The following is a 17438-nucleotide window of genomic DNA, read 5'->3' on the forward strand; positions in this document are numbered from 1 at the left end:
CCTGATGGCGGGCGACCACGCCCGTCTTCGGGCGCCGCGTCCCGGAAGTTCGAGTTCATCACTGCGCTCGAAGCTCACGATGACGGCAAATGCGGACCTTGATGGGGACCGAGGGATACGTCCTGGATGAGGCTTCCGGCTTGTCAGTGGCCGCCAGTACCCTCGGAGCATGCCCTATGAGCCAATTGTCCCCGAGGGGCAGCACCTCGGGACATCGCGCAACGTTGATGGCGCTGTCGTTGGGCACCTCTTCGAAGACGGCACAAACGAGCTCAAAGGGCATGCCGCGTGGCGCTGGGTGGACGAGCCCGAAGAGAACTACTCGTCGAGCTACGTGTACGAGGCGCCGCGTGAGCTGACACCAGAGGAGCGAGAGCTCGCCGAGAAGATCGCTGGCCTGATCCTGGCTGGCATCGTTCGGGGCGTCGTCAAGGCGACGCCGCACGTCAAGCGATGGTGGAGCGAGAAGGCTGTCCCAAGCGTGAAATCTGCGTGGAAACGTGTTCCCGCGCCGCGCAAGGCGAGCAGCCAGGTTGCGGTTGCCGAGTCTTCCGCGCTGGACCAGGCCACATTCGTCGCCTCCGCAGCGGAAGCAGAGGTCGCACACGCGAATACCAGGATTACCATGAGCCGCGCCGAGTGGGAGCGGCGATTCTTAGCGATGCTCGCGGCTGGGGCCTTTCAAGAGGAGCAGCAACGAATCCTCCGCAATGCTCAAGTCGAGGATGGTGACCGATCGCTTGAAGCGTCGAGCGCGATGGAGCAGTTGACGGCTCAGCAGTTTGCTGAACGCATCAAGCTAATGCTTGAAGCCAATCCGTTTCTGCTCAACGAGGAGACTTCGGCCAAGTTGATGAGAGTCTTCAGCGCGAGGTCGGAGTCGTCTGACGACCCGGGCAGCGGAGGACCACGGCAACGGCGGCTGGGTCCACCGGCGGCACCTGATGCGGCAGGAATCGCTATCGCATCGCGGAAGCCGAAGAACCCTGTCGAGTGAGGTTGGAACCGCATCGACGACGGGGCGGATCGGGTCAGTAGTTCTTCTCCTCGAGCAACGTTCGCCGACTCGGTCACGGCCAGCGAGTACGCCGAGCTGAAGGACGCCTGCTGTCCGTGGGCTTCTGAGCCTAGGAACTGGCGCTCACGCGGCTTGCGGTCTCCGGGTGGCGAGGCTGGTGGATCGTTCCGGCCGATAGCGTTCTGGGACCGAATGCACAGGGGCTCTCTAGGAAGGTTCGGGCCGGAGGGCCCCGGGGACTCCCGGATCCGGCCATCGGGTCCGTGCAGCCCGACGAAGGATCTCATTGACCACGGTCGGCAGGTCGCCTGCCGGTGCGATCTGCGCCTCAGCCATGCGCTGTACGACGTCGGGGTAGTCCTCCTTGAGGGCGACGCCGATCAACCGACTAGCCCAGTCCTTGAAGCTCTCATCGGACCGCTGCGTGTCGCGGCGCCTCCTCAAGAGGTCATCCCAGTTCTCGATGTTGCCGCTGGGTCTGCTGCACGGATAGGTGACAGTCGGTCTCAGGCGGCGAGTGCGACCTGAGGGGTCATGATGGTCTCGTATTCGATCGGTGTCAGGCGACCGAGCCGGGCTTGGCGTCGGCGACGGTGATAGGTCCGCTCGATCCAGGTGATGATGGCCAGTCGCAGCTCCTCGCGGGTGGTCCAGCGGCGCCGGTTAAGGACGTTCTTCTGCAACAGCGAGAAGAAGGACTCCATGGCGGCGTTGTCGCCCGCGGAGGCGACCTGACCCATCGAGCCAACCAGATCGTGGTGAGCCAGGACGCGGGCCACCTTGCGGCTTCGAAACTGGCTGCCTCGGTCCGAGTGCACCACGCATCCGGCCACGTCTCGGCGTCGCTGCACCGCGCTGACCAGGGGGTTCACTGCGATCTGGGAGGTCATGCGGTCGCTGATCGAGTAGCCGACGATCCGGTTGGAGAACACGTCCTTGATCGCGCAAAGGTAGATCTTGCCCTCGCTCGTGGGGTGCTCGGTGATGTCCCAGAGCCATAACCGGTTCGGCGCGGCGGCGGTGAACCGGCGCAGCACCAGGTCCTCGTGGGCCGGCGGGCCGGCCTTCTTGGCGTTCCTTGAGCGCTTCTTGCCGAACACCGACCACCACCGGTTGCCCGAACAGATCCGCCACACCCGCCGGTCGCAGGCGACCAGACCGGCACGGGCGGCCTCGTCGCAAGAGCCGGTAGCCGAACTCGGGGTCGTCGCGGTGGGCGTCGAACAGCGCGTTCGCGAGGTACGCCTCCGCCAGGTCGCGGGCGCTCATCGGGGCGGCGAGCCAGCGGTAGTAGGGCTGGCGGGCGAGCTTGAGGACCCGGCACGTCACCGCGACGGGGATCCCGTCGCCGGCGAGCTCAGTCACGAGCGGGTAGATCATTTTCCCGGCAGATGCGCCTGGGACAGGTAAGCCGCAGCCCGGCGCAGGACCTCGACCTCCTGCTCGAGCAGCCGCTTGCGCCGGCGCAGCTCACGCAGTTCCGCGGGCTCGCTCGCGCTCGAGCCGGGGCGGTTGCCGTCCTCCACGTCGGCATCGCGCAGCCAATTGCGCAGGCACGACTCGGCGATCCCGAAGTCAGCCGTGACCTGCTTGATCGGCGCGTCACCGCGGCGCGCGACCGCCACGACGTCCCGCCGGAACTCCATCGGATAGGGCCTGGGCACGGTGCTCATCCTTCCAGTGGCGCCCTCCGGCACCACAGGTCAGGTGTCACCTATCCGTGCAGCAGACCCTTTGTTGGTTCGCGCTGGGCCCAAGTGTCAACTCATCGTGCCACGCCGCCCCGCCGACTCAGCGGGTCACCGTCCGCAGCCGAGGCCGGTGGCCAGGTTGGGAGCCGCTGCGCGCGCCGGCCGGAGGGTGGCTCAGCACCACCGCTTCGCGGGGCGATCACGGCGACGTCAGCGCGTCAGAAGAGCGGTCCGGTCGGCAAGATGACGGCGGGCTTGGCGGACCCGTCCGGGTCGGGTCGCATGCTCAGGAATGGCACGTCCAGGCTTGTCTTGCGCCCCCGGGCACGAAACCCGCTCCAGGCTGTGCCCGCCGCTGCGCTGGCTGCTCCTGTCGCGACGGACGTAGTCAGCGTGGCGCCGACCGACACCGAGGCGAGGCCGGTCAAGGCGCCTACAACCAGCCGTTCCACTCCAGTCCGGCGAACCTCGCGCCACGCGTGCGACTCGAACGACTTCATCAGTACCTGCGCCGGCCCGGTCAGGGTGTCGTGTACGAAAGCCTGGGCGTCACGCACCGTTTGGGCGCTGAGATCCACGTTCAAGAGTGCCACGGACAGGGCCTGGAACCATGACTGGAACTCGTCCAGGCCGCGGAGCTCGGCGACTTTTCGAGCCGTGACCTGGTAGGTCGGGAAACGGAAGCCTGCCAGTGCCGCGACGTGATCTTCCGAGGGCGAAGTGGGTCGCTCGAGCAGCAGGCCAGCCAAGTCCGCGTCGAACCCCGCGACGAACAACGGCTGCAAGATTTGCGGGTAGCGCTCCACGAGTGCGAGATCCTGGCGGATCTCCCACAGGTGCTGGTAGCCGCGGAAGCGGCCCGTGGGGTGCCGTCCCCCAAGGTCCCGGTTGAAGTCGCCGATCGCGTCGCTCAGGCCGCTCTCGGAGTAGCGACGTAGCAACTCCGAGTCGACCTCGAACGCGGGCAACCCGTCAGCGAAGTCGCGGCAGGTTGCCGGAGGCAGCAGGTCAAGGGCTCCTGATGCGACCAGCGGATATAGTTCGACGAGGGCGCCCGCCGCACCCGCGAGCACCTCACGCAGCTCCGCTGGGTCCCAGCCTGAGCCTGGTGCCGTCGCCCACTCCTCGACCGTGAAGGTCAGCGGATCGAACGCCGTCGCGGCTCGGGCGTACGTCAGGAGCGTGCACACGCGATCCATGAGGTTGTTGGGACCCCACGCGAGGTCCAGGGCACGCATTGTCGTGACGTTGGGTCGGAGTTCACCGGGACGGGTCGCCCTGGGGAGAGCCGTAGGCGTCCGTGCTGCGCCCCGGAGGTGCTCAGCGAGGTCGACGCATTGGGGGCCGCTGAGGCGGCTGATGTCCTCGGGCGTGGCGGGGCCGAAGTCGGTGCCGAACCAAGCCTCGAGGACTTCGTAGGGGAACACGCCTCAGTCCTAGCGGCAACGCCGGGTGTTGGCAATGGTCGGTCAGCAGCGCGGCGTCCGGTCACGCCGCCCTGCGCATTCCAGGACCCTGCGTCGACTCGCTCGAGATGAGCAGCTGGCGCCACGCCACAGTCGTGCGTCGGCGGCCGACACGCCCCATGAGCATGGTCATTCCTCGTCGCACGATCCTCGATCAGGGGGTCGACGGTGCTGAGGGCGTCGACGGCCGTGAGGCCAAGAATTCGTCGATAGCATCGACGGGTACTTTGCAGAGTCTGCCGATGTGGATCGTGCGGATCTCGCCTGCGGCGACGAACTCGTACAGCTTGCTTCGGCCGATACCCAGAACGGCAGCAGCCTCCGGGATGCTGAACACACGCCGCTCGTCAGATTGCAGTGTGATGTTGATGATCGGCTGCTCCGCCTCGCGGATCCGTCGGCGCGACGGTGCGGTACTGGTCGAGACGAGGCGAAGGGGACTCGTGCTGGCCATGGGACCACCTCCTTATCGAAGAGCCTCAGGGTCGCTCGAACTGATAGCCGAGCCGATGACGGCTCTTCATCTGCGTGACGGCGTCATCGCCACGGCTACCCGTATCGCCTCGACGACAGGGTGTGGTGCGGATGACGGCGGCGGGACCCCCTCATTGCGCCGACGCCTGTGCGCTACGAGACCGCTTCGCCGGGGTGAACTGGTTCATCGCCGCCATGTGTCCGGACCGGACGGGTGCGATGGGGTGCCGGTAGACCTCGGCTGTAACAGCTACCGACCGGTGCCCGAGCGTGTCGGAGATGTCTTCGATGGGGACGCCCGCAGCAGAGAGCAGGCTGGCGGCGGCATGCCGGAGCATGTGCGGGTGCAAGTGCTCGAGCTCGGCCTGCTCGGCAAGTCGGGAGTAGGTCCTTCGGACGTTCGACGGATCCAAGGGCGTGCCGACGTCCGTGGTGAAGACCAGGCCTATGGAGTTTTGCCATCCCCGTCCCGCCGTCTCACGGTCGGACTTCTGCTGGGCGTGCTGAGCCTTGAGCGCCTCGACAACCGGGGGAGGGATCTCCAGCGTGCGGTGGCTGGTGCGTGTCTTCGGCGGGACGAGCACCATTGCGCCCATCGGTGTGCGGCGGAGGCTGGCGGCCACCGTGAGCGTCGGGCGCTTGCCCTTGAGCTTGACGTGCTCCCAGGTGAGCCCGGCCGCTTCTCCGGGCCGCAGGCCGAGCAGCAGGGAGACGGTGACGAGGTTGCCCAAGCGGTCGTTCGCCGCGACCTTCAAGAGTCGGCGGGCCTGCTTCACGGTCAGGCCGTAGCGCTCCGCCGTCGGTCCTGTCGGCGCACGAACCTTCGTCGCGACGTTGCGGTCGACGACGTCCCGGCGCATGGCGTAGTCGAGGACGCGCTCGGTGAGGTTGCGTGCCAGACGCATGTACCGCGCCGAACGGCCGAGCTCTTGTAGTTCGAGCAGCATCTTCTCGACGTCCGCGGCGCGCAGCTGCGTCACCGGCGTCGTCCCGATGGCACGGGAGATCCGCCCCCGAAGCAGCGAGGCGTAGTTCGAGAGGGTGTCGTCGGAGACGTGACCCTCGACGTCCCGCGCGAGCCAGAGCTCGGCGACCTCGTCGAAGGTCACGCGCCGGGACGTGAGGTCGATGCCCTTGCGATGAGAGTCCTTGAGAGCGATGAGGTTCGACTTGGCGTCCTCGCGCGTCGACCCGACGACAGCGAGGCGGACGCGCTTGCCGGTGGAATCGGTGCCGAGGTCGAGTTGGCCAACCCAGCACTTGCGCTGCCGGTTGTAGAACACAGCACCGTCCCCGCGCTCCCTGCGCTGTCGTGCCACCCTCGTCACCTCCTCCGCTGACCCCAGATCGGGCCGGTAGGCGTTTGCCTAACCGTTAGCCTAAGTAGGCCAGATGCAAGCGGGCAAAGATGGTCTTTGGTGGACTGCCGTGGCCCCTGACCTGCGAGAACGCTCTCGTTGAAGCCTGCGCCGTGCGACGAGCAGGAGCCTGGGGGTCAAGGGGTCGCAGGTTCAAATCCTGTCATCCCGACAGAGGCCAGAGGGCCGCTGAACTGGGCAGACGCCCGGATCGGCGGCCCTTTCGCTTGGTCCCGTCGAGGGCTTGGTGCACACAGAGGTGCACACATGTCGGCCCCATCGCCCCCGCAGCACGCGCGTTTGTCCTTGCTGCTCACGCACGGAGGCTTGAGCGTCGCCTCGGCTTGCCGATAGGGCAAGTGACGTCCCTCCGAGGAGCCCATGACCGTGGCACGCACCTATCCCGAGCATCCGCTGTTCCCGGACGACGGCGGAGCGGAGCAGACCGTCTTCGAGGCACTGCGCGACCACCTGCCGGACGACGTCGTCGTGCTCGCCGGCACCGCGCTGCAGGACGGCGCCAAGGAGCGTGAGATCGACCTGCTCGTGGTGTGGCCGGGGCTGGGCGTCGCGGCGATCGAGGTGAAGGGCGGGCACGTCGCTCGGGCCGACGGACAGTGGTGGCAGGGATCGGGTGCCGGGCGGCACGCGATCGACCCTGTCAGGCAGGTGCAGGACGCCAAGCACACCCTGCTGGCGTTGCTCGCCCGGCAGGGCCTCGCGGCGGCGCGGACCCGGACGGCGCACCTCGTCGCCCTGCCCCACACGTTCGTCCCGACCGACTGGGACGCGCCAGAGCTGCCGAGGACCATGCTGCTCGACCGGGCGGACGTCGCCGACGGCGGGCGTGCGGCCCACCTCGCGCGTCGGGCGATCGACGAGCACGGGGTCGGTCGCGCGCCCCTGGACGAACCTGCGGCCGAGGCACTGGTCGAGTGGCTGACCGGTGGGTTCCCGTCCCAGGCGGAGGCCCTCGCCGTCGCTGCGCAGTACGAGGACCACCTCGACCGGCTCACGCGGGAGCAGGCGGAGGCGATGCGGTTCCTCGACGCGGTCCGGCGGGTCCATGTCGTCGGTGGCGCGGGGACGGGCAAGACGTGGCTCGCCCTTGAGCACGCCCGCCGTCGTGCCCGAGCGGGGGAGCGGGTCGCGCTCATGTGCTACTCCCGCGGCCTGGCCAGGTATCTCGAGCGGACCACTGCGGCGTGGCCGGTGCGTGAGCGCCCCGCGTACGTCGGGTTGTTCCACGAGCTGCCGGTGCGTTGGGGTGCCGCTCCGGGCGACGACGCCGACCCAACCGACTGGGAGGAGCGCCTGCCGCGCGAGCTCGGCGCCCTCGCCGCGCAGCGCGCCGAGGCAGACCTGTTCGACGCCGTCGTGGTCGACGAGGCGCAGGACTTCGGCGACGAGTGGTGGGCGGCTCTGCTGCGCTGCCTGGGCGACCCCGACGGCGGCCGCCTCGCCGTGTTCTCCGACGACGGTCAGCGGGTGTTCCCCCGCGCCGGCACCGCGCCCGTCGAGCTCACCGTCATCGAGCTCGACGAGAACCTGCGCTCCACCAAGCAGATCGCCCAGCTCTGCGGCGCACTGCACGAGGGCATCACCCGCCCGCGGGGATGGGCGGGGGCGCCGGTGCGCGTCGTCGACGTTCCTGCGGACGCGGCCCTCGGCGCCGCCGATGACGTCGTCGACGCCCTGCTGGACGAAGGGTGGGAGGCCGGACAGATCGCCCTGCTCACCACCGGGCGTCGGCACCCGCTGCAGGTGGAGGCGGTCGAGGTCGCCGGGCACAAGGAGTACTGGGACGGGTTCTTCGCCGGCGAGGACGCGTTCTACGGGCACGTGCTTGGGTTCAAAGGACTCGAGCGGACTGTCGTCGTGCTCGCCGTCAACGGGATCCGAGACGCGGCGCGGGCGCGGAAGATGCTCTACACCGGGCTGTCGCGGGCGCGGGTGCTGCTCGTGGTCGTGGGGCCGCGGGGGTACGTGGAGGACGTCGGCGGGGAGGCGGTGCGGAGGAGGTTGGGGGATGCGTTGGAGTGGGAGTCTCCGGCCGATACGGCCGGGTGATCCTGCCGGCACCGGGGCGGCCATTCGTTGCGTCACATCGCTCGTGTACCCGTGAAGGCCGTGGCGAAGTCCTGAGTCGTCTTCACGGTCCACTGTGCAAGGGCCGGCGGACGGCTCTCGTCCCGCCGGGCTCCTCCAACTTCCTGGCAACGTGGGTGGAGTCGGGCGCAGAGGGCTGCTCGTTGCGTAGGTTTCGGCTACGAGTCGCTGGAGTGGAGAACCAGCGTCCGACTGCAAGGTGGGCATGCCGGAGTGGCTCGCGATCACTAGCCGGGTGCGGTCATCGTCAATCGCCCTCGGGGACACCGAGGATGCAGGAAGCGACCCGCTGGGCTAGGGGCTCGACGATCTCCAGCCGGCTCATTGCGAGTTCGACCTGATCCAGAGCCAGTGGGCTGCGATCCAGGAGCGGTTCGATGTCGGCGAGGCGGCTGTAGGCGCTGCGGCGCCGTTTGCGTGTGGCGCGCGCCTCCAGGCGAGCCGGTTTCACGAGAGCCAGCCAAGCGTCCGCGGCTTGGTGCAGGTCGACGATCCCCGCCTCCGACTCACCGCGTGCAACGCCCGCGATTGCGTCCCAACGGTCGGCGTCGTCGTGCAGGCCAGTGTGTCTGGCGGTCTCCGCCCACCGGCGACACATGCGCTGTAACTGCTCGACTGCGCGCTGGTGCCGTCGCGGGAGCAGCTCGACCTCTGCCCGCTCCGCGCGATCGATGAAACCTGTGAGCACGGTCTCGCAGTGGTCGTCGAACGATGCGCTTGGCGGGTCGCTCGCCAGAAGCTCGCGCAGCCGCGCTGAGACGCGGTTCAGGCCGACGACGGCGGCCGGTTCATCCTCCTCGAGGAGGATCCAACGCGGCGCACCGACCCCAGCACCGCGGACGGCGAAGAACGCCCAAGCAGTGCGCGTTCGGACCGGGCTGATGCGCGCGAGGACGCGGTGCTTTGCGCTCCGGTGGGCTTCGTACGTTGGCCCGGGTACCAGCGCGGCGGGCCCCGCGACGAGTGAGCGGACCGGTTCCAGCGCGTCCTGGAGCCCGTCCCACTGGCCGCGCTCTGCCGCGGCGAGCGTGGCAAAGGTCTCCGCGGTCACGACAGCGCCGGGGGCGAGGGGGATTGGCAGGTTGGAGCCCAGCAGCGCGGCGCTCTCCTCGTTGCGCGCTTGCAGGAGCTCGTCGGCGTGCGTGGCGAACGAGCGCGAGTCCGCCGGCCAGAACACGTCGATGCTGTCGTGAGGGCTGTCCATGCGGTCGACCCGTCCGACGCGCTGCTCGGCGACACGCAGGGTCGTCGGCATGTCGAACTGCACGACAGCCGAGCCGCCCTGCAGGTTGATTCCTTCGTTCATCGCGTCCGAGCACAAGGCGATTCCGCGGGTCTTCGAGTCCGCGGCCAGAACTTCACGCACCTGGTCGCGACCCTTCTGGGCTCCGCCGGTCGCCACGATCACGGGGACCCCGATGTCGGGGACCAGGGACTTGATGACCGCAAGCGTGATCGGGTGGTGGTCGAACGCGAGCACACGCTCGTGGCGGCCGGCGAGCTCCGCGACGAACTCCGCCTTGGTGCGCTCGCGGCGACTCCCCAACTTCTCGACAAGTGATTCGATCTTCCCGTAGCGGGCCGACTCCTCGTCGCAAGCGCTCTTCCACGCCGATGTGTCGGTGAGCCACTCCGGGACGTCGCACGAGAGGTCCACTCGTGGGGGGCCCGCTACTCGCGCGGCGGCCACCTTGGCGAGCATGTCGCCGGTTGGCTGCGCCTTGGCGAGCTCGGGAATGCTGAGACGCTTCACCGCTTCGGCGGTCCCGACGACGTGTTCCAGGAGGGCCGCCTGGGATGACCGCATCGCCGCGCGCACCTGGTGTGCTGCCAGCCCGCGTACCGCACTCAGACGGGTCGTCAGCCAGCGCTCGTCGGTGTACTCACGTCGCAGCCACTCAGGCAGGCTGATGCTCGATCCGATCCGCGCGATCCCGCTGAGGCCATCGGCAAGCTCCCGGATCTGGTCGGCGATCCGGCAGTCCTGTGGCGTCTCGCCAGTCTCGTATGTCGAGGGCACGTGCCTGGGGTAACGGCACACACGCCCCGTGATCGGGTGGCGGTAGGCATCAGGTTCGGCATCGACTAGCTCATTGAGCATCGTCTTGGTCCTGCGGACGGTAAAGCGCTGGATCTCCGCGCGTAGCAAGGTGCGGTCGTCGTCGGTGAGATGCCAGTCCGCCTGGCGCCGGTGGAGTCGGTCGAGGACGTCCAGAGTCGCGTCATCGAAGTTGTCGGCGCCGAGCTGGTCGACGAGCGACAGCAGGTCCTTGGCGCTGCGGTTGATGGGTGTGGCCGTGAACATCAGGACGTGGTCAGCCGCGGTTCCGCGCACGTGTGCCGTGCGGTTTGAATCGTGCGCGAGGAAGTTGTGCGCCTCGTCGATCGCGAGGATCTGTGCGGCGGCGACCGCTTCCTCCTCAACACGCGGCCCTTGCGACGAGGCGCGGCTCAGGAGCCCGTGCGAGACGGTGTTGAGGGTGAGCCCGCATGAGATCGCTTCCCGCGCCCACTGATCCTCGACGGGCGGCGGGCAAACGAGCACGGTGAGGTCGCCGCGGACTCGACCGGTACTCCACAGTCGATCGCGCACGGCACGCGTGAGGTGGGCGCCCATGCGTGTCTTGCCAGAACCGGTCGCGTCGGCGACGAGGACGCTGCCGACGTCTTCGACGACCCACAGCGCCTCGGCGATCCCCGCGACCTGGGACGGCCAGAGACGTGAGATGCCCGCGGTCGAGCCAAGGTACCCGGCCGCCCACTGGCCTTCCAGGAGGTCGGCGCACGCCCGCGCGAGTGCCTCGTGCCATGAGACGAACTGGAGCATGTCGTGCAGCAGTGCGCGCATCTCGTCCGTCCAGGGCGCCCCGATGGACCAGTAGTTCTCGGCCATTTGCCGGACGCCCTCATACCCCTCGCGATCGGCCGTGCGGAGGAAACGGACGTTGGCCTCAAACTGAGAGCGCATCCCGGGGTCGGTGAAGTTGCTCGACCCGAGGGTGGCAGCTTTGTCACCGACGTAGATTTTCGCGTGCAGACGGGTGCGGCCGGGGACGAACCGCACCTCGAACCATCCTGCGTCGAGTGCCTCGATCGTCTGCACGATCTTGGCGGATAGCAGCAGCGAGACGCCGTGCTGCTCGATCCAGTAGGCACGCACCTCGTCGGTGAACGCTGCCGAAGCCGACCCGAACGCCACGCGTTCGGTGGCGAACGGCTCGGTGCCCAGAAGGACGCGTACCTGTCCCGGTTGGGGCTTGTGCGCCGTGGCGGCGACCAGCTCAACGATGTGTGCGATTGACGCAAAACCCGCGAGAACGAGCGGGGTGCGCGAGTCGGTGAGGTCGCTCCAGACGTGGTCCCGTACGTGCGCACCGGCGTGGTTGACAGGGAAGCCCTCAGGCTCGGGCCAGGACATCTGGCCAAGCCTCAAGTTCAGACGGGGTTCCGGTGTCGACGAGAACAGGTCGAGCATGGCGGGGTCGGGGCGCGTGCGTCCGCGGCGAGCCATGCGTTCCTCCCGGGGTCGTCCGATGCCGGCACGCTAGTCGGCACCACCGACAAAGGAATTGCTCGGAAGAGCCGGAGATGCCGCGCCGCCGGTGGTAACGCGTCGTGGCTGCTGGATGTCGTTCCATGGACCCGCGGAGTGGGACCGCTTCGCATGTGAATGACGCACCTTGGCGGCAGTCCACGTGGCCGGCCCAACAGAACTATCGGCATGGCAGTCGGGATCGTTGATCCGTTTAGGCGAGCGGGCCAGGCGCCACCTAGGGCGTGTCTCCCAAGTTGAGCGAGTCCGGTCGCCGATGCTGCTCGGATGAGTCGTGCGCAGGAGCTCAGTGATGCCCAGTGGGAGCGGGTCGCGCGCTTGTGCCGCAGGTGCGCGGGCGGTCGCGGCCGTTTCGGAACCACCGGCAGGTCGTGGAGGGCATCGTTCACCGGTACCGATGCGGGGTCGCCTGGCGTGATCTGCCAGAGCGCTTCGGACCATGGCAGACGGTGTGGAAGAGGCACGCCCGGTTCAGTCGGGACGGCACCTGGGACAGGATCCTGACGGCGGTATTGGCCGACGCGGATGCCGCTGGTGACATCGACTGGGCGGTGAGCATCGACTCCACGATCAATCGCGCTCATCAGCACGCGACCACCCTGCCGCGCGAACGTGTTGATGATCTCCGACCCGCCCACTCACAACCCATCAGCAGTCCCCGCTGGATTGACCCTTCACCTCATCGGCGAAGAGGACCTCGGGGATGTGGGCCGCGCCTACTGGCGCACCTACCTGGACACGCCCGAAGAGATGTCCCTGACGGAGGCAAGCGATGACGTCCGGGCCGCCTGGAACGGCGAGTACGGTCGCTGGCTGGCCGCGGGATCTCTCCTCGCACGAGTCAACGACGGCCTGTGCGGCGCGACATCACCGTCGAGGACCCGCCCTGGCAGGACGTCCCGCCCGGCCCCTTCATCACCGACCTCTTCGTCCTGCCTGAGATCCGACGTCGCGGCATCGGCCGAGCACTTGTGCAGGCGGTCCAATCCGCGCTCCCAACCGGCATCGGCCTACGAGTCGACGACTCGGCAACTGAGGCGCACGCGCTCTACGTCTCCCTCGGTTTCAGACCTGCCACTTATGAGACGCGCCCTAGCTCGCTTCAACTCGGCTCGCGCCGTGATGGACCCCGCCGGGTACCGCGCCGACGTCGCCGCGAGCGGCGACGCGATGGTCGGCTTGTTCGACCAGGCGCTGCACGCCCCGTTGGTGCAGCCCACACGCTGCTGGGCACCCAGACGCTCAGGGACAACCCGGCGAGATGGCTCGGAGGCCAAGCTCCCGACCTCGCCATCGGTGCCGCGACGGGTGGCGCTGGCATCGCTGCAGGTGCCCTTTCCCGAGCAGGGGAGCGCTGGCCGACGTGTGGAGACTGCAGCTGACGCGGCTGCTGCTGCCGGCGCAACGGGCGGTAGCCGGGGCGTCCAAGTTGTGAACCACCTTGGACAGGTCTACCCCGACGTGCCCGATCCCCGCACCGGCGGTCCGGTCCACTTCCCTGACCCAGCCCCGAGCGTGTGCCACGGGACCAGCGGGTGGCATGGGACAGTCGAGCGGACCGCGGGCGCTTCATCACCGAGTGGCACGATCGTGGCTTCGGTCGGCCGGATGGGGTGGTCGTCGTACGACATCCACCACATCCGCCCCGCGAGTTCGGCGGCGATAACGCCTTCGAGAACCTCGTGCGGTCGTCAGGCAAGTACACCAGGACCAGTTCAGCGAGTGGTGGAGGAACTACCCATGACCGCCGTGGCTGACGTGCTCGCGCGATTCGCCGCTCTGAGCACTCCGCAGGAGTACGACGAGTCCATATTCCGGCTCGCGAGCACGATGGACCCGCCAGCGACCGACGCAGAGGTCCAAGCGACCGCACCAGCCAACGCACCGTCAGAGCTCGGTGACCTATGGCGAGCGACACGTACCGCGCGCCTGTTCGAAGACGTCGACTACGGGCAGTGGGGCCTGGTGATCCTGTCACCATCGGCCTCCGCCGGACGAACCGCGAAGGAGAGGGCGCGCCGCCCGAGGACTTCACGGAGCACGACATCGTGGTGGCCGAGTTCCTGGGCGACTCCGACCTGCTCGCAGCGAGTCCTGAGGAGAACGGTCGTGTGCAGTGGCTCGTGGCACTGCCGCTCGACCCTCGCGAGGACTGGTACCGCCTGGAGGGCTCCCTGGCCCACGTCCTGCGTCGCTTCCTTGAGACGGGCGGCGAAAAATACTGGTCGGCTGGACAGCCGTAACGTGGGTGCGAGTGGCGTCCAGCGGAGTGGTGTGTGACCGGCCCTCGTGAGGGCGTCGTCGTAGACGTGTAGGCGGCCACCGCGTGACTCTTCGAGCTGAGTTCCCGCTCAAGTCCGACGTGATCAATGCGATGAGCGCTGTGCACCCGTTCTCGAACGCGCCAACGCGCGAGGCGGTCGGTCACTCGCAGGACTGAACCATGCCGAAGCTCTATCCGGCCCAGTTCCGCACCGAGCGGTCGCGCTCCCGCAGGCCCGCAAGCCCGCCACCACCGTCGCTGCCGATCTGGGTATAGCGGCAGACCCAGGCCCGCAAGTTCCCGGCTGCCCGCCGCCTCTCTTCCGACGGCGTTCAGTACATGGAGTCGCATCTGAAGATCAGCGAGGGTGGTGGCGACATCGCCCCGCGGGTCTACTTCTACGACGACACCGCCGGCGCCATTCGTAAGGTCCACGTGGGCTTCGTTGGTCCCCACTACCTGGTGCCCAACACGCGCTCATGACTGGGCAGCTTGCTGGGGTCTTAGGTGACGTCGCGCGCCGGAAGTCCGTACTCGGGATCAGTGAGCGCGGCCCAGTCGCCGAACCGGGGGCGATCCAGCCAGAAGCCCGCGACCGGCACGTCGCTCATCGTGTAAACGTCGACCTCTGGCTCCGTTTTCACGTCGTGTCGTACGGTGCCTGTGCCGTCCGGCTGGAACTTCTCCTTCACGATCTGGAGGGCCTGGCCCTGCATGTACCTGTTGTCGAGATCGGGATACGTGTAGGTGACGCTGATCCAGCGCCACAGCCGGCCGTCGATCTCGTCGTAGTCGATGTTCCGCCACACCGAGCCACCGGGGGTGAAGAACCGGACGCGTGCCCGTCCGTTAGCGCTCGTCCCGATCACCCAACGTGGTCGCGGTGTACCGTCAGCGTCGCGCGCTGCCGCGTCGACGACCTCGATGATGCCCTTCCCGGACTCGAAGGCTCGATGCGCCTCCTCCTCGCTCAGCCAGCGGTGCCCTCCCACCGGCTCACGCGTGAGCTCGTTCCATCGGGTCGTGTACAGCACGTCGTCAGGCATCGGCACCTCCTTCATCCACCGTGAGACCGTGCTGTTGCCATCGCGGGTGACGATACGGTCGCGGACGAACGGTTCGCTGCCCAGCAGGATTCTCGGGGCAGCCGTCTCCTTATCGAATGGACGCTGGAGCGGGCGTGGTTCTCGGGCAGGTGATCGGACGCCGGCCAGTCCTTTCGAGCGAGCCTGAAGCGCAGGCCGAGCTGGGACGGCCCGTCCGCAAAGAGGGCGGGCTGGTCCGGGTCCGGAGTCGCGCGCCGCGTGCGAGCCACTCGGTTGCCCCTGACCTCGACCGGCGCCTGTCGCGCGACAGGACGACGCGTCGTGTGTGCGCAGCCGTCGGTGAAGGACGGACGTCAGCCGCCCTGACAAGCTGATGACCTGGAGCAACGCACGGGTTCAGTGGGGCTCCAGGTTGCGGAGGCCTCCTGCGCTTCTGGGTGCGAAGCGCAATACGAGGTAGTTCCCGCCCTCGAAGCCGCTTTCGTCTTCAGGAGCGGGAACCCGTGAGGGCTTCTACGGTTCGCAGACTTGTGGGCGTACCGAGCTCGGCGGTCGTCCCCGCACGCTGGTAGTGGCGCACGACTGCGCCGATTGCGGAGGCGTCGTGAGCCAGAGAGCGGGCGTCGAGGACGGCGATCGACGGTCCGGCTGTACGGGCTGAGATCGGCCAGGGTCGGGAGCGGCTCCGATGAATCGTCCCTCCCGTCGCACTGGCCCGGAACACGACCGTCCCATTCGCCGCGTCCGTGCCGGCGCCGTCGGCGACTACGAGTGACCCCCAGGGGATGCGGGACTCGAGACCGTGGTCGCGGATCACGAGCGCCGAGGGCGTCAGCCACAGACCGCCTGACGACATGCGCCCCGTTGCGGCAAGTGCCACCGGGACCAGCCAGAAGGCGCCCGCCGCGAACAAGAGCGTGCCAGCGCCGGGGGCGTCTCTGGCGGTGAGTGCAAGCCCGCTGCCGACGAGAGGAACCGCGATGAGCAGCCACATCCCCACGGTGAGGGCGAGATGGCTGGCGGGTGCGGTGATCGCGGTGGCGGGCTCGCCGTCCAGGGTGGTCAGGCGCGGTGCGGGTCCGCGCGGACCGGTGCCGCGCTCCCTGCCGTTCCGTACGGAGCGGCCCCAGAGGATGAGCACCGCGAGAGTCAGAATCCATGCCCCCACCGCCAGCAGGGCCGGGTGCGTTGTGCCGCCGGCTGCGACGACAAGGCCGACGACTCCAATGCCGGCGACCACCGGGACCTCGAGGCGGCGTGTTGACCTCTCCTGAGCCTCCAGACGTCGGCGTAGCTCGGCGATCTCTAGCGAGGTGTGCGCCGGCGGGCCGGCTTCTTCGGGGTCGTGCCGCGGTCTTTGCGCGCTCATCCGAAGAGACCTTCCCAAGCGTCCGTGAGGCCGTCGCCGATGGCGTCCACCGCGTCACCGACCGCACCGTGAGGGGACGCCGTATTCCGGATTGGTCAGGCCCTCCCAGTTCCCGAAGTCGGGCCTATCCATCCAGAAGGCGCCGACCGGGGCATTGGTCAATGTGTAGGCATCGACGTTCGGCTCGAGTTTGGAGTCGTCCTTCACGCGACCTGTGCCGTCGGGGCGGAACTCCTCGGTGAGGATGCGGGTCGCCTGCAGCCGCATGTAGCGCGTCTGGTCGTCGGGGTACACGTACGTGATGCAGATCCAGCGCCACAGTCGGCCATCGATGTCGTCGTAGTCGATCTGGCGCCACACCGCACCGCCCGGGGTGAAGAACTGGACGCGAACTCTGCCCTTGGCGCCGGCGCCGATGACCCACCGTGGGCGCGGGACATCGCCATCACCACGCGTCGCGGCGTCGACGATCGTGATGATGCCCGATCCGGACTCGAACGCCCGTCGCGCTTCGTCCTCAGGCAGCCAACGGTGCTTCATCGCCGGCCGGCCCGTCAGGGGGTTCCACCGGCTGGTGTACAGGACCTCAGTCATCGTCTCCTCCGTCATGGACCGTAGACGGTGCCGGTGACGTCACGGATGATGACACCGTTCTCGGCGGCGTACTCAATGATCTCCAGTGGCACCCCGTTGACCCGGTTCGGCGGAGATGCAGGTGAGGTCGTGTGGGCTGCTTCGTCCGAGAGGTCGGATCATGCCGAGGCCGCTGGTCGAGGCTCTTCGATCGCTCGGCGGCTCCGGCTCCGTGATCGGCGTGAGCAAGGACGTCTGATCTAGGCCGCGGGATGCGGAGGGACCGCTCCAGGCGCTCGATCACCCGCAGTAGCCGCGTCCGCTGCTGCTCCTCACGACTCAGCGGTAGCGCGGCGCGGACCTCTCGATGACGGGCCCTCCGGGTCGCTCGCCCACCCAGAACGGCTCGATGTCGGCCGTCGTCACGCAGATGTGCGCCGCGCAGGTCGGACGCCGACGGGAACCGGATGAGGCCGTCGGGAAGTACGCACCGAGCGGACCCGGCGACGAGGAGCGCG

13 protein-coding genes and 1 pseudogene are annotated in these 17438 nt (G+C 68.2%); 6 read left to right on the forward strand and 8 right to left on the reverse strand.

Annotated elements, in window-relative coordinates:
• The first annotated feature begins 169 nt into the window (after positions 1–169).
• Complete coding sequence (locus H2O74_RS07740; RefSeq protein WP_182113848.1) at positions 170–997, forward strand: hypothetical protein; 828 nt, start codon at positions 170–172, stop codon at positions 995–997.
• 527 nt (positions 998–1524) lie between these two features.
• Here the strand turns inward: H2O74_RS07740 and H2O74_RS07745 are convergent.
• The 4 genes and pseudogenes from H2O74_RS07745 to xerC form a co-directional block, all read right to left on the reverse strand.
• A pseudogene (locus tag H2O74_RS07745) lies at positions 1525–2682 on the reverse strand (IS3 family transposase).
• 245 nt (positions 2683–2927) lie between these two features.
• Positions 2928–4136, reverse strand: coding sequence for a hypothetical protein (locus H2O74_RS07750; protein ID WP_182113849.1), 1209 nt, complete (start codon positions 4134–4136; stop codon positions 2928–2930).
• A gap of 193 nt (positions 4137–4329) precedes the next feature.
• Positions 4330–4629 carry a helix-turn-helix domain-containing protein gene (locus H2O74_RS07755; RefSeq protein WP_182113850.1) on the reverse strand — a complete coding sequence of 100 codons (300 nt, stop codon included), beginning with the start codon at positions 4627–4629 and terminating at the stop codon, positions 4330–4332.
• Positions 4630–4780: 151 nt separating this feature from the next.
• Positions 4781–5932, reverse strand: coding sequence for a tyrosine recombinase XerC (gene xerC, locus H2O74_RS07760; protein ID WP_182113851.1), 1152 nt, complete (start codon positions 5930–5932; stop codon positions 4781–4783).
• Positions 5933–6388: 456 nt separating this feature from the next.
• Between xerC and H2O74_RS07765 the strand changes: the two genes are divergently transcribed.
• Positions 6389–8077, forward strand: coding sequence for a nuclease-related domain-containing DEAD/DEAH box helicase (locus tag H2O74_RS07765; RefSeq protein WP_223147790.1), 1689 nt, complete (start codon positions 6389–6391; stop codon positions 8075–8077).
• A gap of 286 nt (positions 8078–8363) precedes the next feature.
• Here the strand turns inward: H2O74_RS07765 and H2O74_RS07770 are convergent, their stop codons facing one another.
• Positions 8364–11591 carry an SNF2-related protein gene (locus H2O74_RS07770; protein ID WP_182113852.1) on the reverse strand — a complete coding sequence of 1076 codons (3228 nt, stop codon included), beginning with the start codon at positions 11589–11591 and terminating at the stop codon, positions 8364–8366.
• Positions 11592–11998: 407 nt separating this feature from the next.
• Between H2O74_RS07770 and H2O74_RS16895 the strand changes: the two genes are divergently transcribed.
• The 4 genes from H2O74_RS16895 to H2O74_RS07790 all read left to right on the forward strand — a co-directional run bounded on the left by H2O74_RS16895 (position 11999) and on the right by H2O74_RS07790 (position 14415).
• Positions 11999–12445, forward strand: coding sequence for a transposase (locus tag H2O74_RS16895; protein WP_370525899.1), 447 nt, complete (start codon positions 11999–12001; stop codon positions 12443–12445).
• A gap of 78 nt (positions 12446–12523) precedes the next feature.
• The gene (locus H2O74_RS16900) at positions 12524–13051 is read left to right on the forward strand and encodes a GNAT family N-acetyltransferase (protein WP_182113854.1); all 528 of its coding nucleotides are present in this window, start codon (positions 12524–12526) and stop codon (positions 13049–13051) included.
• A gap of 573 nt (positions 13052–13624) precedes the next feature.
• Complete coding sequence (locus H2O74_RS07785) at positions 13625–13912, forward strand: hypothetical protein (RefSeq protein ID WP_182113855.1); 288 nt, start codon at positions 13625–13627, stop codon at positions 13910–13912.
• A 359-nt stretch (positions 13913–14271) separates the two neighbouring features.
• A complete protein-coding gene (locus H2O74_RS07790) occupies positions 14272–14415 on the forward strand; it encodes a hypothetical protein (RefSeq protein WP_255491855.1) in 144 nt (47 codons plus the stop codon).
• 20 nt (positions 14416–14435) lie between these two features.
• Here the strand turns inward: H2O74_RS07790 and H2O74_RS07795 are convergent, their stop codons facing one another.
• The 3 genes from H2O74_RS07795 to H2O74_RS07805 all read right to left on the reverse strand — a co-directional run bounded on the left by H2O74_RS07795 (position 14436) and on the right by H2O74_RS07805 (position 16941).
• Entirely contained in the window at positions 14436–14978 is a 543-nt protein-coding gene (locus tag H2O74_RS07795; RefSeq protein WP_182113856.1) for a hypothetical protein, read from the reverse strand.
• 487 nt (positions 14979–15465) lie between these two features.
• Complete coding sequence (locus tag H2O74_RS07800; RefSeq protein ID WP_182113857.1) at positions 15466–16347, reverse strand: hypothetical protein; 882 nt, start codon at positions 16345–16347, stop codon at positions 15466–15468.
• Positions 16348–16401: 54 nt separating this feature from the next.
• Entirely contained in the window at positions 16402–16941 is a 540-nt protein-coding gene (locus H2O74_RS07805) for a hypothetical protein (RefSeq protein ID WP_182113858.1), read from the reverse strand.
• Between the last annotated feature and the right edge of the window lie 497 nt (positions 16942–17438).

Source organism: Actinotalea sp. JY-7876 (assembly GCF_014042015.1).
GTDB lineage: Bacteria > Actinomycetota > Actinomycetes > Actinomycetales > Cellulomonadaceae > Actinotalea.

Coding starts and splice junctions, on each gene's coding strand:
- H2O74_RS07740 (WP_182113848.1), top strand. CDS start 170: ATGCCCTATGAGCCAATTGTCCCCGAGGGGCAGCACCTCGGGACATCG.
- H2O74_RS07755 (WP_182113850.1), bottom strand. CDS start 4,629: ATGGCCAGCACGAGTCCCCTTCGCCTCGTCTCGACCAGTACCGCACCG.
- H2O74_RS07765 (WP_223147790.1), top strand. CDS start 6,389: ATGACCGTGGCACGCACCTATCCCGAGCATCCGCTGTTCCCGGACGAC.
- H2O74_RS07770 (WP_182113852.1), bottom strand. CDS start 11,591: ATGCTCGACCTGTTCTCGTCGACACCGGAACCCCGTCTGAACTTGAGG.
- H2O74_RS07790 (WP_255491855.1), top strand. CDS start 14,272: ATGGAGTCGCATCTGAAGATCAGCGAGGGTGGTGGCGACATCGCCCCG.
- H2O74_RS07795 (WP_182113856.1), bottom strand. CDS start 14,978: ATGCCTGACGACGTGCTGTACACGACCCGATGGAACGAGCTCACGCGT.
- H2O74_RS07800 (WP_182113857.1), bottom strand. CDS start 16,347: ATGAGCGCGCAAAGACCGCGGCACGACCCCGAAGAAGCCGGCCCGCCG.
- H2O74_RS07805 (WP_182113858.1), bottom strand. CDS start 16,941: ATGACTGAGGTCCTGTACACCAGCCGGTGGAACCCCCTGACGGGCCGG.